Annotated in this window: 21 protein-coding genes, 1 other RNA gene and 2 pseudogenes; 10 read left to right on the forward strand and 14 right to left on the reverse strand. The window is 42.9% G+C overall.

Annotated features, from left to right (window positions below):
• Positions 1-47 precede the first annotated feature (47 nt).
• Complete coding sequence (locus ACQY1Y_RS14910) at positions 48-458, forward strand: restriction endonuclease subunit S (RefSeq protein ID WP_430013053.1); 411 nt, start codon at positions 48-50, stop codon at positions 456-458.
• Positions 459-620: 162 nt separating this feature from the next.
• Here ACQY1Y_RS14910 and cruG read toward each other — a convergent pair whose 3' ends face one another.
• The gene (cruG, locus tag ACQY1Y_RS14915; RefSeq protein WP_430013054.1) at positions 621-1,808 is read right to left on the reverse strand and encodes a 2'-O-glycosyltransferase CruG; all 1,188 of its coding nucleotides are present in this window, start codon (positions 1,806-1,808) and stop codon (positions 621-623) included.
• Between the two features lies 1 nt (position 1,809).
• Entirely contained in the window at positions 1,810-2,724 is a 915-nt protein-coding gene (cruF, locus tag ACQY1Y_RS14920) for a gamma-carotene 1'-hydroxylase CruF (RefSeq protein ID WP_002755523.1), read from the reverse strand.
• 417 nt (positions 2,725-3,141) lie between these two features.
• Here cruF and ACQY1Y_RS14925 point away from each other — a divergent pair, with 417 nt between their 5' ends.
• The 4 genes and pseudogenes from ACQY1Y_RS14925 to ACQY1Y_RS14940 all read left to right on the forward strand — a co-directional run.
• Positions 3,142-4,686 carry a serine/threonine protein kinase gene (locus ACQY1Y_RS14925; RefSeq protein WP_430013055.1) on the forward strand — a complete coding sequence of 515 codons (1,545 nt, stop codon included), beginning with the start codon at positions 3,142-3,144 and terminating at the stop codon, positions 4,684-4,686.
• 128 nt (positions 4,687-4,814) lie between these two features.
• Positions 4,815-5,033 (forward strand): hypothetical protein, encoded by a 219-nt coding sequence (locus tag ACQY1Y_RS14930; protein ID WP_287231354.1) that lies wholly within the window; start codon positions 4,815-4,817, stop codon positions 5,031-5,033.
• 217 nt (positions 5,034-5,250) lie between these two features.
• A pseudogene (locus ACQY1Y_RS14935) lies at positions 5,251-6,474 on the forward strand (RNA-guided endonuclease InsQ/TnpB family protein).
• Between the two features lie 156 nt (positions 6,475-6,630).
• Positions 6,631-6,822 (forward strand): annotated as a pseudogene (locus ACQY1Y_RS14940) (hypothetical protein); the annotation flags it as partial.
• A 270-nt stretch (positions 6,823-7,092) separates the two neighbouring features.
• Here ACQY1Y_RS14940 and ACQY1Y_RS14945 read toward each other — a convergent pair.
• Positions 7,093-8,682, reverse strand: coding sequence for a glycoside hydrolase family 57 protein (locus ACQY1Y_RS14945; RefSeq protein WP_004161142.1), 1,590 nt, complete (start codon positions 8,680-8,682; stop codon positions 7,093-7,095).
• A 147-nt stretch (positions 8,683-8,829) separates the two neighbouring features.
• On the opposite strand from ACQY1Y_RS14945, the gene ACQY1Y_RS14950 reads away from it, so the two are divergent.
• Positions 8,830-9,984 carry a histidine kinase gene (locus ACQY1Y_RS14950; RefSeq protein ID WP_002773187.1) on the forward strand — a complete coding sequence of 385 codons (1,155 nt, stop codon included), beginning with the start codon at positions 8,830-8,832 and terminating at the stop codon, positions 9,982-9,984.
• Here the strand turns inward: ACQY1Y_RS14950 and ACQY1Y_RS14955 are convergent.
• Positions 9,962-10,789 carry an alpha/beta fold hydrolase gene (locus ACQY1Y_RS14955; protein WP_430013056.1) on the reverse strand — a complete coding sequence of 276 codons (828 nt, stop codon included), beginning with the start codon at positions 10,787-10,789 and terminating at the stop codon, positions 9,962-9,964. The genes ACQY1Y_RS14950 and ACQY1Y_RS14955 overlap by 23 nt on opposite strands.
• Before the next feature lie 189 nt (positions 10,790-10,978).
• On the opposite strand from ACQY1Y_RS14955, the gene rnpB reads away from it, so the two are divergent.
• Both rnpB and rnc read left to right on the forward strand, forming a co-directional pair.
• An RNA gene (gene rnpB / locus ACQY1Y_RS14960) (RNase P RNA component class A) lies at positions 10,979-11,482 on the forward strand.
• A 139-nt stretch (positions 11,483-11,621) separates the two neighbouring features.
• Entirely contained in the window at positions 11,622-12,326 is a 705-nt protein-coding gene (gene rnc / locus ACQY1Y_RS14965) for a ribonuclease III (RefSeq protein WP_043998670.1), read from the forward strand.
• Positions 12,327-12,342: 16 nt separating this feature from the next.
• Here the strand turns inward: rnc and ACQY1Y_RS14970 are convergent, their stop codons facing one another.
• From ACQY1Y_RS14970 to ACQY1Y_RS14985, 4 genes are all read right to left on the reverse strand, one after another.
• Complete coding sequence (locus tag ACQY1Y_RS14970) at positions 12,343-13,413, reverse strand: WD40 repeat domain-containing protein (protein WP_430013057.1); 1,071 nt, start codon at positions 13,411-13,413, stop codon at positions 12,343-12,345.
• A gap of 87 nt (positions 13,414-13,500) precedes the next feature.
• Positions 13,501-13,794, reverse strand: a complete 294-nt coding sequence (locus tag ACQY1Y_RS14975) for a hypothetical protein (RefSeq protein ID WP_002755534.1) — start codon at positions 13,792-13,794, stop codon at positions 13,501-13,503.
• Positions 13,795-13,904: 110 nt separating this feature from the next.
• Complete coding sequence (gshA, locus tag ACQY1Y_RS14980) at positions 13,905-15,059, reverse strand: glutamate--cysteine ligase (protein ID WP_002773150.1); 1,155 nt, start codon at positions 15,057-15,059, stop codon at positions 13,905-13,907.
• A gap of 39 nt (positions 15,060-15,098) precedes the next feature.
• Positions 15,099-15,491 carry a pre-16S rRNA-processing nuclease YqgF gene (locus ACQY1Y_RS14985; RefSeq protein ID WP_316578412.1) on the reverse strand — a complete coding sequence of 131 codons (393 nt, stop codon included), beginning with the start codon at positions 15,489-15,491 and terminating at the stop codon, positions 15,099-15,101.
• Positions 15,492-15,619: 128 nt separating this feature from the next.
• Between ACQY1Y_RS14985 and ACQY1Y_RS14990 the strand changes: the two genes are divergently transcribed.
• Positions 15,620-16,522 carry a DMT family transporter gene (locus tag ACQY1Y_RS14990; RefSeq protein ID WP_130757263.1) on the forward strand — a complete coding sequence of 301 codons (903 nt, stop codon included), beginning with the start codon at positions 15,620-15,622 and terminating at the stop codon, positions 16,520-16,522.
• A 5-nt stretch (positions 16,523-16,527) separates the two neighbouring features.
• Here the strand turns inward: ACQY1Y_RS14990 and ACQY1Y_RS14995 are convergent, their stop codons facing one another.
• The 5 genes from ACQY1Y_RS14995 to ACQY1Y_RS15015 form a co-directional block, all read right to left on the reverse strand.
• The gene (locus ACQY1Y_RS14995; RefSeq protein WP_002732528.1) at positions 16,528-17,778 is read right to left on the reverse strand and encodes a vWA domain-containing protein; all 1,251 of its coding nucleotides are present in this window, start codon (positions 17,776-17,778) and stop codon (positions 16,528-16,530) included.
• A gap of 316 nt (positions 17,779-18,094) precedes the next feature.
• Positions 18,095-18,910 (reverse strand): prohibitin family protein, encoded by an 816-nt coding sequence (locus ACQY1Y_RS15000; RefSeq protein ID WP_002732478.1) that lies wholly within the window; start codon positions 18,908-18,910, stop codon positions 18,095-18,097.
• A gap of 155 nt (positions 18,911-19,065) precedes the next feature.
• Positions 19,066-20,289, reverse strand: coding sequence for an aminotransferase class I/II-fold pyridoxal phosphate-dependent enzyme (locus ACQY1Y_RS15005; RefSeq protein ID WP_430013058.1), 1,224 nt, complete (start codon positions 20,287-20,289; stop codon positions 19,066-19,068).
• Between the two features lie 257 nt (positions 20,290-20,546).
• Positions 20,547-20,819 carry a hypothetical protein gene (locus tag ACQY1Y_RS15010; protein ID WP_176721705.1) on the reverse strand — a complete coding sequence of 91 codons (273 nt, stop codon included), beginning with the start codon at positions 20,817-20,819 and terminating at the stop codon, positions 20,547-20,549.
• Between the two features lie 441 nt (positions 20,820-21,260).
• On the reverse strand, positions 21,261-22,352 hold the full coding sequence (locus ACQY1Y_RS15015) for an ISAs1-like element ISMae8 family transposase (RefSeq protein ID WP_430013059.1): 1,092 nt from the start codon (positions 22,350-22,352) through the stop codon (positions 21,261-21,263).
• A gap of 165 nt (positions 22,353-22,517) precedes the next feature.
• Between ACQY1Y_RS15015 and ACQY1Y_RS15020 the strand changes: the two genes are divergently transcribed.
• Positions 22,518-23,655, forward strand: a protein-coding gene (locus tag ACQY1Y_RS15020; protein WP_430013060.1) for an IS630 family transposase whose coding sequence is annotated in 2 segments (ribosomal slippage) — positions 22,518-22,954 and positions 22,953-23,655 — 1,140 coding nt in all. Because the reading frame shifts where the segments join, the coding sequence is not laid out codon by codon here.
• On the opposite strand, the gene ACQY1Y_RS15025 is transcribed toward ACQY1Y_RS15020, so the two are convergent.
• Complete coding sequence (locus tag ACQY1Y_RS15025) at positions 23,641-24,441, reverse strand: RNA-guided endonuclease InsQ/TnpB family protein (RefSeq protein ID WP_430013061.1); 801 nt, start codon at positions 24,439-24,441, stop codon at positions 23,641-23,643. The two genes, ACQY1Y_RS15020 and ACQY1Y_RS15025, sit on opposite strands and share 15 nt — an antisense overlap.
• Between the last annotated feature and the right edge of the window lie 507 nt (positions 24,442-24,948).

Here is a 24,948-nt window from a genome sequence, read left to right on the forward strand (position 1 = left end):
GATCAGACAGTACCTGATGAGCCTTTCTTTGTCAACTCTTGAGGTTGATGCGTTTCATTTTTGAATTGGCGATTTTAATGGTACAGTGTGGTAACACAACTGGAAAATGTGCTTTCGTAACAGAAGAATATGAAGGCTATACTTTCGGGTCTTTTTCCTTTGTGATTAGAGGCGATAGGAACTATGTTGATCAGAAATATTTATTTAATATTCTGTCTTCTATTGTTGTTCAAGAGCAACTTAACAAAAGTCTAACTATAACATCAGTAAGACCTAACACATCAAAACCTGATGTTCTAAATTTTAAAATTCCTCTGCCTCCTCTTGAAAAACAAATAGAAATTAGTGAGCATATCACGGCAATTCGTAATCAAGCCAAACAACTCCAACAACAAGCCAAAGACGACCTAGAAAAAGCTAAACAGGAAGTCGAAGCCATGATTTTAGGTGATGACTAAAAGCCTAATTTATCGGCTCTTCTAGGTTCTGTGTGATCAGTTTAACTTACAATATGATCGATCTTTGTGTCCTCTGTGTCTTTGTGGTTCGTTCCACTCCCTCGCCAACAGGACTGTATCTTAGAATCCATTTTACCCACCAAACCTAAGAGAGCCATATTTTTAATACAATCGACCGCGCCAACTTTGGGGACGGGTAAAAGCAGAGATAAAAATGCGAATAACTGCCAGCGGATCCGCGAGGGGAGATAGCCAAAATAATCCCGAAGATAGATTGACTTTTTCGCCGCGATAGTAGCTAGGAGAGACGGCCAATAAAAGGGCAAAACGAATCAATAACAGCAGCAGGTTTAAAGTCAAGACAATTTTTAAACTCAGGAAATCGTAGCCAAAAATCAAAGCTGTGAGCAGTAAAGGAGTGATAATTATCTGTAATCCCTGAGTAAGAGCTAATAAAGCTAAATCGCCCCATAATTGCCCCTGATAGGAGGCATCTTTGAGGTCAAGGGATCTGCCCCATTCGCGCCAAGTTTCCTTAAGTCCTTCGTACATCCGCACGCGAATCAACTTCGCCCCATCGAGAAATCCCACCCGATAGCCTTTCGTTGCCGCTAGACGGGCCAGGGTGACATCATCGCAAAAAGAACCTTTTGCCCCGCTATAACCGTCTAAAGCCGCTAAAACTGACCGCCGGCAGAGAAAACATTGACCATTGGCCATGACTCGTTGGGGATCTTGCCCGCGCACTCCGGCCGCATCAAAGCGATAGAGCAAAGTCATCAATAAAGCTGGCTGTAACCACCATTCTCCTGGATAGGAGAGGATAAATTGCGGCGACAGGGAAACTAAATCGTAACCTTCTGCGATCGCAGCTTTAACTAAACTAGCCACTAAATTTGCTTGGGGTTGCGTATCGGCATCAATGCCCAAAATCCAGTCACTTTCAGGAGAACTAAACAAAAAACCATTGTGTAACGCCCAGGGACGACCTACCCAATCGGGGGGCAAAGGATCATCGGTTTTCAAGCGAAAGCGGGGGTCTTTTGCCGCCATCTCCTTGACTTTTTCCCGCGTACCATCTTGGGAATTGCTATCGACAATCAGAATTTCTCGCACTTCGTAACTCTGTTGACTCAATCCCTGTAAACAACCGTCAATCCTGGCCACTTCGTTTAACGTCGGCACAATCACGCTTACTGTCCCTAACATCTCCGGGGTGGGAGGTTGGGGAGTCAGGGGAGGACGACGACGCGCCCCTTTTAGCAGACGGGAAAGAAGGATAAAAAAGGCAACAGCCTGAGACAGCAGTAGCCCCAGGCAGAATGCACCGAGAATTATCTCAGTTAACAACTTATTTGGCTCCTCTCACCGAAACAACGGGGATTTTTAGGGTTGTTACTTCGCTTGTCGGCACTGTTTGCCCGGAAGCAACAGCCTTGGCGCGATTATAGAGGAGTGTTAAAGGCAGAATACCGGTGAGTAATCCTAAGAAAATCGGCGGATAAATACCGGCACCCATACTCATGACCGTAGCAAAGCCAAAATTACCCAAATACATCACAAAAGGCAGGGTTAAATCTTGACTTGGCAGTTTCACCGGTTGCACTTGCCAAATTAAAGTGGCTACCGTCATAAAAACACAACCCGTACCGAACCAACCGGCAAAATTTTCGTAGGGCATCCCAAAAAAAGCCCCCGGTTGTTCCCAAATCCAGAAGGGGATGGTAGTTTGACTCATGGCCGGATCTAGGACAAAATCCCAGGAAGTTAATAATACCGCCCCGATAGCGATCGATCCTAGATTTTGTAGCCACTGGGGTATAGCAAGAGTGGATAAACCAACACGAGCGATAATATAGGCACTAAAACCGAGATAAAACCAAGATAGGGGGATAGTAAAGGGGACTAAACCCGCAATTTTGTAACCTAAGCCCGAAAGATAACGATAATGACCGAAAGGAAAGCCGGTACTGGTTCCTAATAGTTCGCTACAAAGGGATAAACTGATAGCGGGAACCATGAATCCTAACCAGTGCCACACTCCTAGAGTCCGATAGGCATAAACAGCCACGGCTGCCATTCCTAACACCATATACACCACACCCCCCCCAGCCATTGACCAAGCAAAGAAGGTTTTGCCAAAATCTGGTAAATTGACCACAAATTCGGGATGGGGCAGAACTAGCAACAATCCGGCTAGTCCAAAAGCCATCGATACAATATGACCGATGAGCAGAGCTTTTTCGATCGCAATTAGTCGTCTCATTAAATCTCTAGCGCTGCGAAGGGATAATCATTTTCAAGTTTACAAATCTTTATTAAAGAATTATTACGCAGATCGGTCACTTGCGGCAAAAAAGTTTTACGCGGGTTAGGGATTTGCCTGTAGTACTTCTTTAGGAGTCAGTAGGCAGCAGTCAGGAGGGAGGAAAATCAATTAAATGGTTTATTTAGAGATTTTATGTTAATTTATACTTAGTTTTTTCATTTTTTTCAACCCCCAAAAATTAATTATGCTAGGGGCAATGGCTAAAAATGCCTGAAAATATATATTCACAATCATGTTTTTAGCCTAAAAAAAGGGCATTCTAGAGTTAAGTCCTCTTGATCACTTAGGAATTGCAGCGGTTCTTTAAGAAACTCTCTCCATCAGACTCACTATAATTAAAACGTTAGCCTAGCTATGTCGGCAGAATCTAGACATCGGCGCCTACTTGCCAATCGATACCAACTGGTCGAGTTGATCGGTAGCGGTGCCATGGGACAAGTATATCGAGCGGAAGATAAACTATTAGGTGGCGTAACCGTCGCCGTGAAATTTCTCTCGCAAACTCTCCTCAACAAAAGAATGCGTGAGCGTTTCGAGCGAGAGGCAACTATTTCGGCACTTTTAGGCGAAAAAAGTATTCATATTGTTAAAGTTCGTGATTATGGTATAGATGAAAAGGAAGTCCCCTTCTACGTCATGGAATTTTTGCAGGGGGAAAGCATAGGAGAAATCATCAAATATAACCCGCTGCCTCTCTCGCGCTTCTTTCATCTCACCCGTCAGATTTGTTTCGGCATCGAATGCGCTCATAAGGGTATTATCTTCCAAGGCGAGATCTGTCCGATTATTCACCGGGACATCAAACCTAGCAATATTATCGTGATTCAGGACTCAGGATTAGGAGAATTGGTGAAAATTCTCGATTTTGGCATCGCTAAACTCATCCAGTCGGGAGAATCCCAAACCCAATCGTTTATGGGAACCTTAGCCTATTGTTCCCCAGAACAGATGGAAGGTAAAGAACTCGATCATCGTTCCGATATCTACAGTTTCGGGATCGTGATGTACGAGATGCTCACGGGAAAAACGCCCTTTTTTCCCGATAATTCCTCCTTTGGCAGTTGGTATGAGGTTCACCACCACGCTAAACCCCGTCCCTTTAATCCTAGCTTGCAATTACCGCCAGAATTAGAACAGTTAATCCTGCGCTGTTTAGCCAAAGCACCCAGCGATCGACCGCAAAGTATTACAGATATACTACAACTTCTCGAACGACTCGAACCCCTAGTCAAAAATAATCAACCGAATAAATTGCATCGTATCGATGAAATAGTCAAAAAAATCGACGATTACACCACCAAAACTAAAACCCTTGAAGATTTAGATCGAACCGATCTTGCTCTCGCGAATACCAAGGATATCTGTCTCAAATCCATTTGGCCCGAGGATAAACCGCGCCAAAAAATCGTCTTCCCACGCTGTATCAAGGCTGCCGACGGCGTTTTTGCCAGTTTATGGGTAATGTTGGATCGAGAAGATATCCCCGTCCGGGTTGCTAGTGTCCGTTATAATCAATTCCTCTTCTTACCCACACCCCACCCGATGATTCTCTGGATTACTGTCCTCTATCATCGTCAACAGGGACCCCGCTGGTTGCCCTGTTATTTGGACTTAAAAACCCCCCAGGGTCAAAAAATGACCAAAACCCTTGCCGAAACCGGTCAATACTGGATTTTATTTTTCTCCCTCGAAGGTGGCCCAATCTGTGAAAATGTGATCACCGCTAATATTCCCGCCAATCAATGCCAAATTTTGCAGCAATGGGTGAGAGATAGTCAATTAGCTCCAGTGGGCAGCCCGCAAATTAGCAAGCAGACGTTAAAACAGAAACTGGAGGAACTTAAACCCAAAATTCTGGCCAAATTAGAGTCGGAATTAGCCCAAGGCATACCAATTTAATCGCCATTATCTCGATGGGAAGTTCGTAGTGGAGCCTAGATAGTTCCTGAGTCTGACGAAAAATTTTTCTGAACTTCGGTCAGAATCGAGGAACTGTATGTGATTGCAGTATTTACTGCGATGAACCTATGACTAAACTGCTGCAACAGGCGATCGCTCAAATCCAACAACTTCCGCCCGAACAACAGGATGCAATCGCATCACGGTTTCTGGATGAGTTGAAAGACGAGCAAAAATGGGAAGCTAGTTTTGCTGCCACAACAGATGAGCAATGGGAGCAGATGACTGCGATGGTGCGTCAGGAAATAGCAATGGGTGAAACTACTCTAGCCAGTGAAGTATTGTAAAGTTTCAATACAAATATGGTCATATATAGTCATTCATGGTAGTATGTACAGACGAAACTATCGGACTAGGCAAAAAAAACAGGAATAAGTTATCGAACGGCTTGGAGGTGGTGGAAACAAGGGAATTTAACAGGCTATCAATTGCCTTCTGGTACAATTATCACAACGGATGACAACCCTTCAAAACCCGACGCTGAGTTAAAAGACAACGGATAATATGTTAGTAGCAGAAAGACACATTATCAAGAAAGGACATCGATTTTGGGCTGAGATAGATAATTTATCTTGGCAGTCTAAAAATCTCTACAACTCAGCCAATTATTTAATCCGACAAAACTTCATTTATGGTCATGGCTATTTGACCTATAATCAGATGGCCTCTCTGATGAAAAAGACAGAACAGTATCAAGCTTTACCCGCTAAAGTTTCCCAACAAGTTTTGAGAGGATTAGACCGGAACTGGCAATCATTTTTTGCCGCTTCATCAGAGTTTAAAAGTCACCCCGATAAATTTCTGGGAAAACCCAAAATCCCTAGCTATAAGGAGCCAAAAAAAGGAAGAAATCTCTTAGTTTACACGATTCAAGCTATAAGCAAAGTAGGTCTTAGGCAAGGAATAGTCAAACTATCAGGTACTTCAATTGCCTTGCCGACGAGAGTAGCGGAGCGCATAGCAGAAGTCAGAATAGTTCCTAAATGTGATTGTTATGTAATCGAGGTAATTTATGAGAAAACCGAACAGTTCTTAGCTCCTAATGAAAAGATAGCTGCGATGGATTTAGGCATAGATAATTTGATGGCTGTAACTTCAAATCAACCAGACTTTATCCCTTTGTTGATTAATGGCAGACCGTTAAAAAGCCTGAATCAATTTTATAACCAACGTCGGGCTGAGTTACAATCTCTGTTAAAAGGCAATCGTCAAAGTTCCCAGAGGATTCGCTGTTTAACTCGCTGTCGTAATCAGAAGATAGATAATTATCTTCACCGAGCTAGTCGTTATTTAGTCAATCTCTTAGTTGACCAAGAGATAACAACTTTAGTAATTGGGAAAAATGACGGTTGGAAACAAGAAGTGAACTTAGGAAAAGTCAACAATCAAAAATTTGTGACCATCCCTCATGCTCGATTAATTGACATGATTAGTTATAAATGTCAATTAGTAGGAATCTCTGTGATTATTCAAGAAGAATCCTATACCTCCGTTGCTAATTTTTTGAATGACGATCCTCTCCCTGTTTATGGACAGATAACTGAAAAACCAGTGTTTTCAGGAAACTGAATTTCGCGAGGGTTATATCGTACAGATAAGGGGATTCTGATTCAATCTGATGTCATGGGTTCCTACAATATTTTACGAAAAGCATTCCCAAATGCGTTTAACCGCTATGGGATAGAGAGGTGCGTAGTTCACCCAAGGAGAATCAATCTCTCGAAGTAAAAGTGAAAGGAATTTCTGAAATGGAATTCAGTCTGTCTATATTTGACTATACTTTTACTAACTATTTCCGACACAAAAATGAAATCAAGTGTCACCAAAATGTTTCGTAAACAGCTTAATAATCTTCCCGCATCAGTTCAGTAACAAGCAGCAAAAGCTTATGCACTCTGGCAAGAAGATCCGTATCACCCCAGCCTTCAGTTTAAACAAGTCAGTCAAAAGCAACCGATCTACTCCGCTCGTGTCAGCCTTAACTATCGGGCTTTGGGTTTGTTAGAGTCTGAGCATATTTATTGGTACTGGATTGGCGCACATGATGAGTATGATGAGTTGCTGAAACGGATGTAATTTTGGGGTAATCGGTGAAGATGCGGCATAACAACGCCGTCGAGGGGACGAGACTAATATTTGTGTATATTGCCAAAGCTATCTGCCGCTCTTCACTTTCGCTATTAGCCATCATCCATTCCCAATGCCTACTTCTGTATTATAAGTTGGGTACTATTTTTGTAGATAGTGCAGAAATCTACAGGAGATCAAGTAATGAGTGAATCAGAAAGCAACAAGGTGCGCTACAGCTTGTAACGCACCAAAATTTTTATTAATCTCTAACCGAGATTACAGAGGTCGATAGACACGGTAATCAATATTGGGGAAAATATTATCGATTTCCTCGACTTTTTCCAGCCAACCAGAGTCAATCTTCTCGGATTTCACATCTTCATAGATTTTATTTAATCGCAGCAGATGGGAACGAGTGCGCCGGACAGCATAGGGAACCATGGTACCGGTTCGCATAATAAAAGCCCAGTCAGAAGATTGCGCTAATAATAACTCCCGGGCCGCCTGATTTAAAGCCCGTTCCTGCAATTCATCCTCCGCTTCATGATGACTTAATTCAATCATCCGTTCCGTGCCTTTGTGCAGGTGAGGATAGATCCAAGCGTTGGTTTCATTTAGCCAGTATTCGTGAAAACCCTTATAACCCCAACTGGATTGGGAAGGACGACAGACCTGCTGATGGGGGTTAGACCGGAGATAATCGGCTAAATGGGTCATTTGGTAGATATTTTGGTCATACCAGGACTTACGGAACAGAAAATCAATAAACCAGGGTCCCTCATACCACCAGTGACCAAATAACTCGGCATCGTAGGGAGAAACAACCAGGGGGGGACGGCCCATAATTCCCGCTAAACTCTCCACTTGTCGCTCGCGATTATACATAAAATTGCCCGCGTGTTCGGCGGCTTTTTCTTTGGCCCAGTAGGGGTCATAAAGCCCTTTTTCCGATAAACCACCGTCCCGGCTAGTAATTTTGTGGTATTTAATGCCTATATTCTTGCGTTGACCGTTGGGCATGATATAGGGCTTAATATACTCGTATTCCGCTTCCCAGCCCAAATCTTTATAGAATTCCCGATAAACTATATCCCCCGGATAACCGACTTGGGAAGACCAAACCTGTTGGGAAGATTCGTGGTCACGACCGAAAGCGGCCACCCCGGTTTCTGTGAAAATGGGCGCGTAACTGCCGTAACGGGGGCGCGGACGACCGTAGAGAATACCGTGGCCATCGACGAGGAAGTAACGAATGCCCGCATCGGCTAACATTCTTTCTACCCCTTCATAGTAGGCACATTCCGGCAACCAAATGCCCTTGGGACGACGACCGAAATTTTCTTCGTAGTGTTGACAGGCCACCTCAATTTGCGCCCACACCGCTTGTGGGTACATTTTCATCAGGGGCATATAACCATGGGTCGCACCACAGGTGATAATTTCTAGGTTATTACTGTCGAGGAATTGTTTAAAGGCTTTGACCAGATCTCCATCGTATTTTTCCCAAGTTTGTCGGATACTTTGGAAGGATTCAGCGTAATATTCGGCTAAGTAGCGAATATGGCCATTATGTTGATTATGGTCGATTTCTTTAGCAATTAATTCTTCTAACTTACCTAAGTGTTCTTCATAACGCTCTTGCAGTAACGGATCCCGCAGCATCGACACCAAAGGCGGAGTCATGCTCATGGTCATTTTAAAATCGATACCATCCCGCTTGAGACCTTCAAAAACTTGCAGGAGAGGGATGTAGGTTTCTGTGATTGCTTCGTATAACCATTCTTCTTCGAGGACGTAATCGCTTTCGGGATGGCGGACGAAAGGGAGATGCGCGTGGAGAACTAGGGCAACATAGCCAAAAGCCATAGGATTTCTTCTTAGAATTAAGGAATAAAACTTTAAGATTAGGTTGAGTAGATTTTATACTATCTTAAGCTTCTACAATAAAGAATATGATAAAAGTCGATCAATCGTCGATCGATCCCGTTAATCCCTAGGTTTACTAATTTTCCGATGCTCCCATCTAACGAGCCACTGACTGCTTTAGGAAGAGAGACGACAACGCCTCTCTCGATTCAACTTTTGCTATTTGTTGATGACCGTCCCAGTTCTCAAGAAATTATCCGTCAAATTCAGTCCTATCTCCAGTCTTTACAGTCTGATTACCCAATTGACCTACAAATCATCGAAATTCGCCAGCAACCTCATTTAGTCGAACATTTTCGCCTTGTAGCTACCCCCGCCTTGGTCAAAATTGCCCCCGGCCCCCGCCATACCCTCGCGGGCAGCAATCTGGTGGAACAGTTTAAAAAATGGTTGGTACGTTGGCAAAAAGCGATTAAAGAGGAGATTAAAAATGATCACGCTGAGGATGGACAACTTCAAGAGGTGGAACATTCGGGCGAACTCATCCGCATTGCCGATGAGGTTTTTCGTCTCAAACAGGAAAAGGAAGAATTATTAGAACAATTAAAATTTAAAGACCAAATTTTGGCTATGTTAGCCCACGATTTACGCAGTCCTCTCACCGCTGCTTCCATCGCTGTGGAAACCCTCGAATTAGCCTATCATCAACCAGATACTGAGCGCAGTCTGCAATTACGAGAACAACTGCACCAACAGGCCCGCAAACAGTTCCGGATTATGAACCGTTTGATCACAGATATTCTGCAAGCTTCTAAGAGCATGGCGGCGCAATTCACTCTCCACCAGAGTAAATTTTATCTGCAAGCTCTTTGTCAGGAAATTTTGTCTCAATTTACCGATACTTTTCAGGAAAAGACTTTAATTCTCCAAAGCGATATCCCCCAAGATTTGCCCCCCGTCTATGCTGATGAGGAGTTAATCCGACAGGTGATTATTAATCTCTTGGAGAATGGGATCAAATATACTCCCGCTGGCGGCGCAATTACCCTTTCTGTCCTCCATCGTACTACTCAAAAAGTACAGGTGAGCATCAGTGATACTGGCCCCGGCATTCCCGAAGAGAAACAAGAGCATATTTTTGAGGGTCATGTGCGTCTCAAACGGGATGAGGGTAAAGAAGGTTATGGCATCGGGTTATCGGTCTGTCGCAAGATTATTCGCGCCCACTACGGTCAAATTTGGGTGGATAGTGTCCCCGACCACGGCAGTAGTTTTCACTTCACTCTGCCAGTTTATCGCTAAAATGTTCCGCTAACCAATTATCAATGTCCCCTAAAACTAGGTCGGGGATTTCCCAGGGGAAAAGATGGGCTGTATCTGGGTAACATTTCCACTGAGACAGTTTCAGGTTTTCGGCTGTTTCTTGGCTCGAGGCACTGGTAATATGGCGATCATTTGCCCCCGCCAGAACTAAGCAGGGAATTGTGATTTTGTCAAGAGATTTTAAACAATTGTAACCTTTTTTTAAAGCCCGATTTAAAGCGCGATTAGCAGCTGGAGAAGTGCCTAAGTAGGCGGTAACAGCATCTTGAGCGAGATATTGATAGGATATCGCTTGATGTTGTGAAAAAAGGTACTGAAACAGGGAACGACGGGCAAAAGTATCAATATTCCAACGCCATCCTGGTTTAATCTGATTGAGAATTGCCGCCATCCCCGTCAAAATCAGATCTGTGGTGGTGATAGGAGGATGACTACCCCAAGGCCGTGCGGCCGACGCCACGAGAATTAAACCAGGAAAGCGATCGGGATGCCGCAATACTAATTCCAGTGCGATTATACCCCCCAAAGACCAACCGAGAATTAAACATTGCTGGATTTTTTGGCGATCGAGCAGCTCGATTAAATCCTCTAGATGTTCTTCTAGCTGAAAATCCAGGCCATAACGACTTTTACCGTAGCCGCGCAGATCCGGTGCCAGGGTTTGCCAACGTTGGCAAAAATGATCGGTAAATACAGACATACTACCTGCCGAACCGGGATGACCGTGCAGACAGAGAATCGGATAGCCATTACCTTTGATCTTAACGTTGAGAGCGATCGACATTGAGCAGTTATCAGTTATCAGTTATCAGTTATCAGATTTGAGTTTTAAGTGAGCAGTATGTATTAAGCGAGCAGTATTAAATAGCAGTTTCCTGCTGTCTTTTCACTGTTCACTGTTTACTGATCACTGATTATTGACTAGGATATATGAGCGATCGAGTCTCTGGTAAGTCATACTAGAGAATAAGAGAGAGTTGGTCTAGAGGTTGCGGGGTCATTTGATTAATGATTCCGAGGAAAGTCCGAACTCCCGAAAGACCACACTTGCTGGATAACGTCCAGTGCGCGTGAGCGTGAGGATAGTGCCACAGAAAAATACCGCCCCCTTTTTTCAGTAATCAGTAAACAGTGATCAGTAATCAGTAACGAAAGTAAATTCACTGATAACTAATAACTTTTCACTGATAACTTTCCACTGATAACTGATAACTGATAACTGATAACTGATTGGGGGTAAGGGTGCAAAGGTGCGGTAAGAGCGCACCAGCAGTATCGAGAGGTACTGGCTCGGTAAACCCCAGTGGGGAGCAAGGTGGAGGGACAAAGGTTGGTCTTTTTCCTGTCCCGTTTTTAGGAACCGCTTGAGGTAATTGGTAACAATTATCCCAGATAGATAACCTCTATTCCAACAAAGGTAAAAGCAATTTTACTGCTGTTGGGAAATACAGAATTCGGCTTATGTCTGACTCTCTCCTTTATCAGTTATCAGTTATCAGTATTCAGGAGTTAGTTATCAGGAGTCAGGAGTCAGTATTCAGGAGATAGGAGATTGCTTTTATTTATTCTCCCCACACCCCACACCCCACACCCTACACCCCCTTCTTCCCGCTCCCATGTCCTTAAGTGATCCGCGTCGCCAAAAACAATTAAAAACCCTAGTGGAAAAGCTGGGTTTATCAGCTGATGTCCCCGTCAGATGGGATTTATTAGATTTGGCCCTAACTCATCCCAGTGTTTCCCGTGATAAGAATTATGAACAATTGGAATTTGTAGGCGATTCTGTGGTAAGACTCGTGGCGGCGGAGGTATTGTTAGAAACCTATCCGGAGGCGCTCGTGGGAGAATTTGCTGCCCTGCGATCGATGATGGTTAGCGATCGCACTCTGGCGGAATTTGCGGATCGCTACGGTTTCGAGCGTTATTTATTGGTATCAAGTAGTACGAGTATTGATCGGGCGGGGCGAATTTCTCGACTAGCAGACGCTTTTGAGGCGGTCTTGGGAGCATTATATCTTAGTACACAGACAATGATTTTAGTGCGTTCTTGGTTAGATGAACCACTGCGGGAAAAAGCGGCCGAAATCCGTCGAGATCCGGCCCGCCAGAATTATAAGGATGCCTTACAGGAGTGGACACAAGCAAAATACAAAAAACTGCCGCAATATTTAGTTAAAGAAATCAATGGTTTAGATCAAGAACGTTTTTGCGCGGAAGTGTGGTTAAATGAGCAGAAATTAGGAATGGGAACTGGCAGAAGCAAAAAAGCAGCGGAACAGGCAGCGGCGAAATCGGCTTTTCTAGAAGTGGTTAAAGGCTAAATGGGGGCATTTTTGCCTAACGAACGAATTGCCAGAGGCGAATTTTAAAATCATAATTACCACTAGCTAAATACTGCCCATCGGGACTAAAAGCTAGGGATTCCACCCAGTCGGAATTATTATCAAACCAGGCCAATTGTTTCCCCGTGGTCACATCCCATAAACGCACACCGTCATTACTAGCACTAGCGAGAATTTGTCCCTTAGGATGGAGTGCCAGGGAACGGATTCGGGCCGTATGACCGACGAGGGTAAATAATAACTGATTATTGCTCGTATCCCAGATTTTAATCGTGCGGTCTAAACTACCGGTAATTAAATTTTTACCGTCGGGAGTGTATAAAAGCTGGCTCACCGCTTGGGGATGGGCAGCAAATTTCGATAAAAATTTGCCCTCGCGGATGTCCCAAAAATGTACCTCACCGTTTTCATGACCGCTGGCAAGGGTGACACCATCGGATTTCATGCCTAAGGAATAAACAAAATTACCCACCCAATTTAAACGATAGAGGGGACGGCGGGGGGGTTGCACTGTCCAGAGGCGAATTCCTTCCAAACCACCACTAATTAACGTTTTACCATCGGGAGTAACGGTAAGGGCGAGGACCGTATTACCGTGTTCGAGGGCAATTCCCAAATACTTGCCTTCCACCAGATTCCAAAAATTAATCGAACCATCTAAACCGCTACTAACTAATAATCTTTCGTTGGGACTAATGGCTAAAGCTTTGACGCTGGTTCTTTGGGCCCGAGTTTGGGAAACTTTTTGCCCTGTTTTTACGGACCAAATTCTCAGGAGAGGATCCGTATCACTACCACCAGCGAGAACTAATTGGTTATCGGGGCTGAAAATCACAGCATTAGGGGTGGATTGTTGCCCTTCTAGGGTTTTAGCGAGGGTAAGTCTGCCTAAACCTTCTACTAGGATAGTTTCTGGGGTTTTTTCGCCACTTTCAGCCGCGGGTTTAGGGGGAGCAATAGGACTTTGGGCCTGACTAAGCTGATGTTGCCCGATTGTCAGCGTGGTTAAGACACTGACCACAATTGCCCCGACAAGTTTCTCCCCACGCGTAAATCGGAATTTCATAAATTTAGTTGAATATTAACAAATGAACGGTGCTATAGATTCTAGCCTTTGAGGGGATTGATTGCCAAGCAAGGTCAGATTTCTGAGCTAAGAAGGTCGATTTTTTTCGTTTTTCAGGGTTGGTAAAGCTACTTGACTTGATTGGGGCGGTAAATAGTATCTTGCTGCTTCTTCTTTGTTGATTGCCTTGCTTTTTTGGCTCTGTTGCCACCTGGCGAATATAGCGATCGCCATAATCGTTGCCCCTAAGGATAGCAGTGTCCATCTTTGTCCTAGAACCCCGATGATGACATCTATTGCCGCTGCGGTAAAGATAAAGCTAGTTATTGGTTCTTGACGGTAAGCTTTCTTGAGGAAACGCGGCCAGAGGAGATTACTCATTTTATCTATTATTTCTACGGTTTCGATAATTCCAGCTTATCCTATCATCCTGAAAAATGTTGTCGATATAACCTCAAGAGAGCCAAATAATTAGAGAAAAAGTCTTTTATTCAGGCAACTAGAATATGTTGACATAATTTATGTTCTAACTCTCGTTCCTGTTTTTCTAGGGTAATAATCGCCTGTTTGATAATACTTTTAACATCCATCCCCTGGTCGGATTGTTTTAACCATTGTTGTGCGGTGTTACCTTCACGGAGGATTTTTTGTAGGGGAGAGAGGAAACAACTAAAACCCTTTTCTTTAGCAACGGGATAAACTTGAACATAGAGGTCTTTAATCCAATCCCTAGCTAAGATTTCCCGGCCATCGTACCAATGTCTCAGGGTGGCATCAAGACTAAAACGTGCGGCAGCCTGTTCGTTTTCTTGGGTTAAAGTTAATAAATCCTCGCTGCGATTGCTACTGGGTAATTGACTTAAAATTAAGGGGTCTAATTGGGGATCTTGTAAAAGTTGAGTTAAACGGGCCTCTAAAAAAGCCATAACTGCTAATAAACTAATAGGATTAGCAATCAGGTCACAAATTCGCAATTCTAGACGATTGAGATTATAGGGACGATTGCTACCGTTAGGACGTACCGAAACCCAGAGATGACGAACATTCTGCATCGTACCGAGTTTTAATTGTTCCTCGGTCCAAGTGACAAAATGTTTATGACTTTCAAAGAGGGGAACATAAGCGGGAGTTTGGGGGAAAACTTGCCAACGACGGGAATGGGAACCGGTGATTTTACCGTCGAGAAAGGGAGAGGAAGCACTTAAAGCCAAGTATAAAGGAGCTTCTAGGCGAATTAAGCGACAGGCACGCATTAAATCCTCATAATCGCTAATACCGACGTTAATATGAATACTGGCCGTGACTACATTAGTGCCGTAGGTCTGTTCGATATAGTCATGATAGGGATTGTGGGGGTCACTGCGATAAAAATATTGACTATCGCCCAAGGAGAGGGTACTGCCGGGGATGAGGGTATAATCGCCTAAACGACGCAAATATTGCCGTAGAGCTAGACGAGGTTTTAAAGTAGCGCATAAAAGACGGTCATAGTTAGTCATGGGAGCCGTGGTATATTCTACGTTACGACTATCCGGTTCCCGGACAAAACCATCTAAATCCTTGACAATGCGATCGGATAAACCGATAATTTCTCCGGCTGCTGTTCCGGTGTACATTTCCACTTCAAAACCTTTACTTAGGAGCATCGTCAATTCACCCTGCTGTGTCTATTTTGTAGTGTGACATTATTTTGACTGTAAATGACGTTCAATCAGCAGAATCGCCACTATATCATCAATGGGGCGATCGGGAAGACGCATACCTTGGGGGATGAGTTTCTGTAATCCTTTGGGGGGAAACATCAGCCAATAGCGATCGCGAGCTTCTAGGGTACTATTGCGTTCATCTACTAGAGTAATCGGGATGGTGACACGAGCGGCAATTTTTTCGTGCCAACTTTTTGAGGTGGTTTGATTCCCCATCACCAATAATTCGATCGGATATTGTTGACAGAGACTGGCTAAACGCTCGATCGCTTGTGACGATGATATCACCTCATGGGTATAAATTTTCCCCGTCGATGACCTGACCGCGATCCCACATTTATCCTTACCCGGATCAAAACCGAGAATACACATAGTTTTTATCTTCTGCAGCAGTGGTCGGTTTTATTAAATCACTAAATTAGCGGGGGTGTGGGAAGTGGGGATAATAAATAAAAATAGTCTCGGAGTCTTCTTAATACTGTCTCCTGACAAATATAATAATGCTCAACGGATTTAGTCTCGGTGAAAATTTAACGGGAGAGATAGCGGCTTTGAGTGCGGCGGCGCTTTGGGCGGTTTCTGCGGCGATTTATAGCCTATTAGGCCAGAAAATCCCGCCTTTATTGCTTAATTTTCTGAAAGGAGTAGTCGCGATCGCTTTAATTGCCCTGACGCTGCCCCTTTCCGGACAATGGCACGATGTTAATCAACAAAGTTCGGTATTTATACTCTTGACAAGTGGCGCAATTGGTATAGGAATCGGTGACACGGCCTATTTTACCGCCCTCAATTATTTGGGACCGCGAAAAACCCTCCTGTTAGAAACCCTTTCGCCTCCGTTGGGGGCAATTCTAGCGGCGACTTTTTTGGGGGAATCCCTGAAAATATCGGCTTATATTGGCATTATTTTGACCATCTTCGGGGTTGCTTGGGTTATTTCCGAAAAAACTCCCGAAATCAATAGTCAACGCCCCTGGCGGCAAGGAATTGCCTGGGCTTTAATTGCGGCGATTTCCCAAGCGGTGGGGGCGGTTTTATCTCGTCAGGCACTGGTGCAGTCGGGAATGTCTTCTTTGCAGAGTGCCCTGTTTCGTCTGTTAGCGGGGACGGGAATAGTGTTAATTCTAATGTTTTTTCGCCGTCAGGAATCATCACCACCGATTAACTGGTCATTGCGTCTGATTGCTATTATTATTGTCACTGCTTTCGGCAGTACGTTTTTAGGCATTTGGTTACAGCAAACTGCTTTAAAATTCTCTCCTGTGGGTATTGCCCAAACTCTCACCGCTACCAGTCCTTTATTTGTCCTGCCGATCGCAGCCATGATGGGGGATCGGATTAACTTGCGGGCGATTTTCGGAGTGACAATTGCTTTGCTAGGAATTGGGATTTTGTTTCAATAAGTAGTTTATTCATCGGTTTGTAGTCTTGTTTTAGCAATAATACGGGTTTTCTTTAAATCTCCCTCGCTCAATTCTTCTCCCACCTGTAAACGGGTGGCATTAGTTTGGAGGACAGTGGCGGCATTTTTCTCTCCCAATTGTAGGGCCGTTTTGGCTGCGGTTTGTAGCATGGTGGCGGCGGCTGCTCGATCGCCCTGTTTTAATTTTTCTTCGGCGATTTGGGTTTGACGATATTTGGCTAAAGTCAGAATTGATTTCTGAACTTGATCGTTTAATTGGGATTGATAGAGAGCTTGGGAGGTGATATCAAGGCTAAAAGTCGCAGTTTCTAGCCCTTTTTGACCGGAAGCGGGATCATCGTAGCGAATCTTCACCTTAGCTATGGTGTGAGTACCGGGGGGAATTTGGTCAATATAGAGATTGAGGAGGAGAATTTTTTCTTCATCTATCATTAAATCCCCCAAACGGGTGATGTAAAAATTGCCCTCTTTTTGTAAGCTCATTTCTATAGTTTCTGGAGCAACTTGGGCAATGGGTTTTAAGTCGGCTAAATGAGTCCGAGCATCTAATTCTAATTGCAGGAAAGCGTTAGTTAACCGCACAGATTGCAGACGGTTAAACAGACGAGTAAATTCAATTAAAGCCTGTTCGGGTCTTTCGATATAGGATAAACTTCCGCCGGCGATATCGGCAATTTTTTCTAGGATATCTTGATTCCAATGATCGCCAAAACCGAAGGTATTTAAGGTGATACCGTACTCAGCTGCTACTGCGGCTAATTTTAAACAGCGTTGATTATCTCCGTGTTCATTTTCACCATCGGTAAGCAGAAAAATATGAGATACATAACCTTTGCTGCCGCTGGAACTTTCTTGAATGCCTAATTTTATCCCTTCATCGATCGCCGTACCTCCTCCCGCTCGTAATTGTTGAATTTTTGAGCGAATTAAGGTCAGATCATCCTGTCGCGATTGGGAGGGAAGAATAACTTTAGCGCGATGATCGAAAGCTATCACCGAGAGACGATCATTAACTCCGAGGGATTCTATTAAACTTAAAGCCGCTTTTTTGACCGTTTCTAGGGGTTTTCCCTGCATAGAACCGCTATGATCGAGAACTAAACAAAGATTAATCGGTAAATTTGTGTCAATCTGTTCACTGGTGGCGGCGATCGATAGCATCAGTTGACGTTGACTGCTGCTTTGATTAGCATCGATATTACTGTCACTCAAGGCCGATTTTAGAGTTACCCGCATAAGAGTTTTTAATCGTGGTCGTTGATATTTATATTCTAATGAGTATAGTTAAATTTGTGCTTATTTTCTCGTCTGGCATCGAGTTAGACAAGTTGGAAACTGGGTGCATCTCATTTTTGTCAATCTACGATACTCACCTGTGGTTGTTCATATATTGGGAATAATTTAAAAATCACTGATAATTCCCGATTGTCGATATTTTTACTAAGTTAAGATGCAGCCCCAGCAGTTCTTGTGGGAAATTTTACCTTAGCCAGTCGGCCCTATTCTTTCGTGGAAGTCATGGTAAAATCTCTTTAATGCGAACTAAAGTTATTTACTTTTTTTGAGATGATAATAAATTGGAATCGATATTGATCAGGGGAAGGGAGCCTGAACCAGCCATGACGATAGGAAAACGTCCATCCCACTTTTCGATTGCTCGTTGTTGTAAAATTTCTGCTGTTAGGTTTTGGCGCAATAGTTTTTGAGCTTCTGCCTGTCCCTTCGCACGGTTGATTTCCGCTTTCGCTTCCTGTGCTGCTTGTTGTGCGCGAAAAGCAGCTTCTTGTGCCTTTTGTTCTGCTACTTGTTTGGCTTCAATCGCCGCGTTAAACTCTTCAGAAAAACCAAAATTAACGAGAGATACATCATTGATAATTATCCCATAACGTCTTAGTCTTTGGGCGAGGGAAGTGTCAATTTCACGTTTGAGTTCTCCTCGCTCTTGCAAGATATTTTGTACGGCACGTTGTGCTGTTGCTGCTTTGACAATTTCCGATACTGCTGGGTTGATAATACCAGAGACAATCTCATTGATATCCCCAACTTGTTGATAAATCTGATTGACTTTGTCGGGGTCGATGTGCCAGTTAACGATAATAGTTGTTTCCACATCTTGCAAATCTTTAGAAGCTCCTTTTGCCTTTACTTCCGTTGTTTGCACTCGAACGTTGAGGGTCTTGATCTTGGTGACAATCGGTATAACAGGATGAATTCCTTCATCGAGGATTTGTTTTTGCACTTTGCCAAAGTACATGACAACGCCGCGTTCGCCAGTATCAATAACGGCAAAAGGGCGCAGTATGGTAGTAAAAGCTAATATTAAAATTCCCCCCGCTATGAATGGGAACATATTGCGATTGTAATTCATGACAACTCCTTAGATATTTGATCGGTTTTATCGTACCACTGTTATTATAATCCTGTTTAAAAAGTATGGGAAAGTGGTGAGAAATAATCCATAACTGAGTTTTTAAAGTTCGATTGGGATTAACTAGAGGAGAGAAGGAAAGTGAGAGGGACCGTTTAAGATAAAGCGGCGATCGCTTGTTCTAAAGCTAGGGAAATATGGGTCCAATGGGTTCCCCCCTGACAAAAAACGATATAGGGTTCCCGTAGGGGTCCATCGGCGGAGAATTCCGAGGTGCTACCATCGATAAACGTGCCACCAGCCATCACTACTTGGCTCTCATAGCCCGGCATTTGGGCAGGAATGGGATCCAAGTAGGAACCGATGGGAGAATAGGCTTGAATGGCTTTACAGAAGGCAATCAGCTTATCGGGGGAACCGAGTTTAATCGCTTGAATAATATCGCGTCGAGGCACAAAAGGGGCAGGATTGACCGGATAACCCAACTTATCGCCCACATAGGCGATTAAATGACTGCCTTTCATCGCTTCTCCCACCATTTGCGGCGCTAGAAACAATCCCTGATAAAGGAGACGATTTTGGTCAAAAGTTGCCCCTCCCTCGCTACCGATCCCCGGTGCTGTCAGACGATAGCAGGCCATTTCCACTAATTCCGCTTTACCTGCTATGTATCCCCCGGCCGTGACAATTGTACCTCCGGGGTTTTTAATTAGAGAACCGGCCATCAGATCTGCCCCCACGTCGGTGGGTTCTTGGGTGTTGATAAATTCCCCATAGCAATTATCGACAAAACAGACCGTATTCGGATTTTGTTGTTTAACTATACGGACAATTCTCTCGATTTCGTCAATAGACAAACTCGATCGCCAGGAATAACCGCAGGATCTTTGAATATGCACTAAACGGGTTTGGGGTTTCACTGCTGTTGCCAAAGCCAACCAATCGATCGCACCGGTAGAATCTAGCTCTAATTGCCGATAACTAACGCCAAAATCCTTTAAAGAGCCTTGACCACTGCCCCTAATTCCAATTACTTCCTCTAGGGTATCGTAGGGCGCACCGGCTACCGCTAACATCTCATCCCCAGGTCGGAGAACCCCATACAAGGCACAGGCGATCGCATGGGTTCCTGAAACAAATTGTACTCGCACCGCTGCCTTTTGGGCCCCCAGGGCTTGGGCGAACACTTGATCTAAAGTATCCCGTCCCAAGTCATCATGACCATAACCACTAACACTGGCGAAATGATGCACCCCGACGCGGTTTTCACGGAAAGCAGCGAGGACTTTACGGAGATTTTCCTTGACCTGTGCGTCAATTTCCGAAAAGATGGGGAGAAGGGACTTTTCTGCCCTGTGGAGTAGAGAGGGGATATCCATCAAACAATAGATTCTGATCTGTATTGCATTTACCTTAAATGTCGGCTTGAAGAAACTCTCGGTTTTACCTCGGAGATGAAAAGCCGACCAATATAGAACAGCACTTCGACAGGCTCAGTGTCCACATTTCGACACATTTCGACACATTTCGACAGGCTCAATGTCAAGGCTCAATGTCAAGGCTCAATGTCAAGGCTCAATGTCAAGGCTCAGTGACACGAAGCACAACTCTAAACAGTTGTGTTAAAATCTGAGAGTCAACAGGTTGAAATGCCGCTCACATCGTGGAAATCCCGTTGCAATAGTACGGCACTTTTGAGGAGAAAAAAGAAGACAAGAGCCACCCGAAAACTCTTAAAACAGGGGAGTAAGTCTTTTCCAAGACTGAAATAAACTAAAAACATTTTGCCGTAAGGCAGATAGGGTAGGGCATACCCGGATATTGGTTGAAAGACCAAAACGCTTGGAGAGCTATCCACAAGTGGACAACTAGATAACAAGTGATATTCTAGTAGGTTCGGATAGGACATAATCGTGTAAGACGTGAGTAGGGGAAACCAGAAAGCGCAGTGATTAGCTCAAGAATCCCTCGCCTGAGCGCTTCGGGGATTGTCAACAAGCCTACTGATCATACAACGCCAATCCTTCCCTTAAAACAGCTCCCAAGGTTGACCCTAGTAATGATTAGAGCGGCCCGCCGGGGGGAGGTGCGGCTCCCTGTGGTGGGGCTCCGGGTATGGTTGATTCATTTAAATTAAGTATAGCTGATTTTGAGTCAATAAATTTGATCGAGGATTCTCAAGTTTATCTTTTTCTAATCAGAAGAGTTAGTCATAATAACTAATCTTTAATCTTCTGCCAATATTTATTATGAATAGATTGATAAAGCCTGTTTCCAAGCCACTAAAAGCCTATCTCTCTTGAAATTGTCTGAGAGTACATCCTGTTAATTTAGCTAATTTTTCTGCTTCTTACGTCGATAAAACTATCAGTTTTTCCCAACGTTCAGCTAACCACCTCTGTCCCTCTGTTATTGAGAGAAAACCCAAACCTCTGAAAAGATTCAATCCTATGGTTGTGAGAATTGACCAATTGCTTGCCGCTTGAAAATCACTTATCTCGCTTTTATCTTCCTCAAAAATTACATCTTTTACCCAATGTAACTGATTTTCTATTTTCCAGTGTCCTCGAATAATTTTAGCAAATACTTGAGCGGATTCGGTTAGGCTACTGATATAGTAAGCTGTTTCTTCATAGGTTTTATCCCCGCGACTACCCTTTCTTTCTACTTTAATAACTCTTCGCAGATTTTCAAACCCTTGTCTTTCATTTTTTCTAACTTTAAAAACTTCTATTTTTCTTGATATTTTTCGTCCATGACTATTATCTTGTTCGAGAAAGCAACTTTCTGGCTTTGAGGAATTACTCAGGTCTTGTATTCGCTGATAAAGATTTTTCTGATTTCCTTTAACGGTGATAACATAATCATTTTTACTCTTGGCTATTAAGCTGATTGTTTTTTTCTGACAGTGTAAAGCATCGCCAGTAAAAACTTTATTTTGGAGAGAGCAATCCTCAATTATAGCTTGCCCTTCGTCGATTTCAGACCCTTTTTTGTTTTCGATTCTTTTTAAGTGTAATACTAATCCACTTTCTTGACTAAACAATGAGACAAACATGATGAAATTTTGTTGTTCATTATTAGGATTCTTTAGGGTGTTTTTGAGACTTTTTCCATCCATCCCTAGCCAATTTATATCATCTCTTTGTCCATATTCTTCTAATGCCCATTCGTTAAATATTTTTAACAAACTCTGCCAGTCAACTCCCATCATTACCCTTTTAATTGTTGAATAGGATGGGACTCTTTCTGGAATTATGTTAAATTCTTTACTCAGCCTGTGCCGATTATTTTTAGCAAACTCTCCTAGCTCTCTATAACCTGAGTATCCTAGCATTGTTCCCAGTATTATTACTACTAATACTATCCATAAAGGGTGTCTTTTTCCTTTATCTTTCCGAAAGTCCTTGACTTGTTTTAGTTTTTCTATTAAGCTCAACATATATTTGAAAGGTTGGCGGTCACTCCTCATTTTACCTGATAGTGATCGCTTTTACTTTTGATATTCTGATGGGAGAATGAAACAGCCCTAGTAGAGCATCAATTTTGTTTTGAGGGATAAAAAAAGAGCTAATCTGGAAGAAGTTATCCAACTTCAGACAAAAAAATGCCGAAGAAAAAATATATTGTAGATATAACAGACTCCGAAAGAACTGAACTCGAGCAGCTAACCAAGAAAGGAAAAATAGCAGCTTACAAAATGAACCATGCCAGAATACTACTTTTAGCAGACGTCAATCAACAGGAAGGTGGTTGGACTGACTCGAAAATTAGTGAAGCCTTAAATGTTGCTCAAGCCACCATTGAGAGAGTACAACAAAGATTTGTCGAGTCAGGAATTGAATCATCATTAATTCGAAAAAAGCAAGAACATCGCCGTGCCAAAATTATCGATGGGGAAAAGGAAGCATATCTGATTGCCATCGCTTGTAGTGAAACACCAAAGGGACGAGCAAAATGGACACTTCAAATGCTGGCAGATAAAATGGTCGAACTTGAATATGTGGAAAAAATATCACGAGAAACCATCAGAAAAACCTTAAAAAAATGAATTGAAACCATGGCTGAATCAATCATGGGTCATTCCCCCAAAAGAATCAGCGGAGTTTGTCTGTGCCATGGAAGATGTCTTGGATATTTATCATAGTGAGTATGACCAGCAAAATCCCTGGCTGTGTTTTGATGAGAGTTGTAAACAATTAGTCAAAGAAACAAAAGAGAAAATACCAGCCGAACCAAGAGAACCAGAAAGGTATGACTATCAATATGAGCGTAATAGTGTAGCCAATATGTTTATGTTTTTTGAACCATTACAAGGTGGGCGACATGTAGAAGTTACACAACAAAGGACGGCGAGCGATTATGCACACCAAATGAAATATTTGGTTGATGAGCGTTATCCGGATGCCCAGAAAATTAGAGTAATTCAAGACAACTTAAATACTCATGTAAAAGCCTCATTATATAAAGCCTTTGAACCAGAAGAGGCCAAGAGAATTTTAGATAAACTCGAATTTCATTACACTCCCAAACATGGCAGCTGGTTAAATATGGCAGAAATTGAGTTGAGCGTTTTGAATCGTCAATGTCTCGATCGTCGTATCCCAGACATGGATAGTTTAAAACAAGAAATTAAGGCATGGGAAGAAAATCGAAATGAAAAGTCAAATTCAGTTGACTGGAGATTTACTGATGCTGATGCTCGTATTAAATTAAAAAAACTCTATCCCTCAATTCAAACTTGACAGACTACTAGCCTGATGAAGATAATTATCTATCTTCTGATTACGACAGCGAGTTAAACGGCGAATCCTCTGGGAACTTTGACGATTACCTTTTAACAGAGATTGTAACTCAGCCCGACGTTGGTTATAAAATTGATTCAGGCTTTTTAACGGTCTGCCATTAATCAACAAAGGGATAAAGTCCGGTTGATTTGAAGTTACAGCCATCAAATTATCTATGCCTAAATCCATCGCAGCTATCTTTTCATTAGGAGCTAAGAACTGTTCGGTTTTCTCATAAATTACCTCGATTACATAACAATCACATTTAGGAACTATTCTGACTTCTGCTATGCGCTCCGCTACTCTCGTCGGCAAGGCAATTGAAGTACCTGATAGTTTGACTATTCCTTGCCTAAGACCTACTTTGCTTATAGCTTGAATCGTGTAAACTAAGAGATTTCTTCCTTTTTTTGGCTCCTTATAGCTAGGGATTTTGGGTTTTCCCAGAAATTTATCGGGGTGACTTTTAAACTCTGATGAAGCGGCAAAAAATGATTGCCAGTTTTTGTCTAATACTCTTAAAACTTGTTGGGAAACTTTAGCGGGTAAAGCTTGATACTGTTCTGTCTTTTTCATCAGAGAGGCCATCTGATTATAGGTCAAATAGCCATGACCATAAATGAAGTTTTGTCGGATTAAATAATTGGCTGAGTTGTAAAGATTTTTAGACTGCCAAGATAAATTATCTATCTCAGCCCAAAATCGATGTCCTTTCTTGATAATGTGTCTTTCTGCTACTAACATTATTGTCCGTTGTCTTTTAACTCAGCGTCGGGTTTTGAAGGGTTGTCATCCGTTGTGATAATTGTACCAGAAGGCAATTGATAACCTGTTAAATTCCCTTGTTTCCACCACCTCCAAGCCGTTCGATAACTTATTCCTGTTTTTTTTGCCTAGTCCGATAGTTTTGTCTGCACATATTACCATGAATGACTATATATGACCATATTTATATTGAAACTTTACAATACAACCCACATTCTGCACTTCAACTTGTAGTATAACTGGTAGCATATAAAATGAAAAACCAGTTAAGTATTTATACTTATAATCTTAGGGAAGAAAAAGTGGCTCTCTTATTCTTTGTTTGATCAGTTTAACTTAATATAGAAGCGATCAATCTTTGCATCCTCTGTGTCTGGAGTGGTTCCTTCCACTCCCTCGCCAGCAGGAATGTATCTTAGAATACATTTTACCCACCAAACCCAAGAGAGCCAAAAAGTGAGAAACTAAAAAGGTTCTCAAAAAATA

The organism is Microcystis ichthyoblabe FBCC-A1114 (assembly GCF_050500245.1).
GTDB lineage: Bacteria > Cyanobacteriota > Cyanobacteriia > Cyanobacteriales > Microcystaceae > Microcystis > Microcystis ichthyoblabe_A.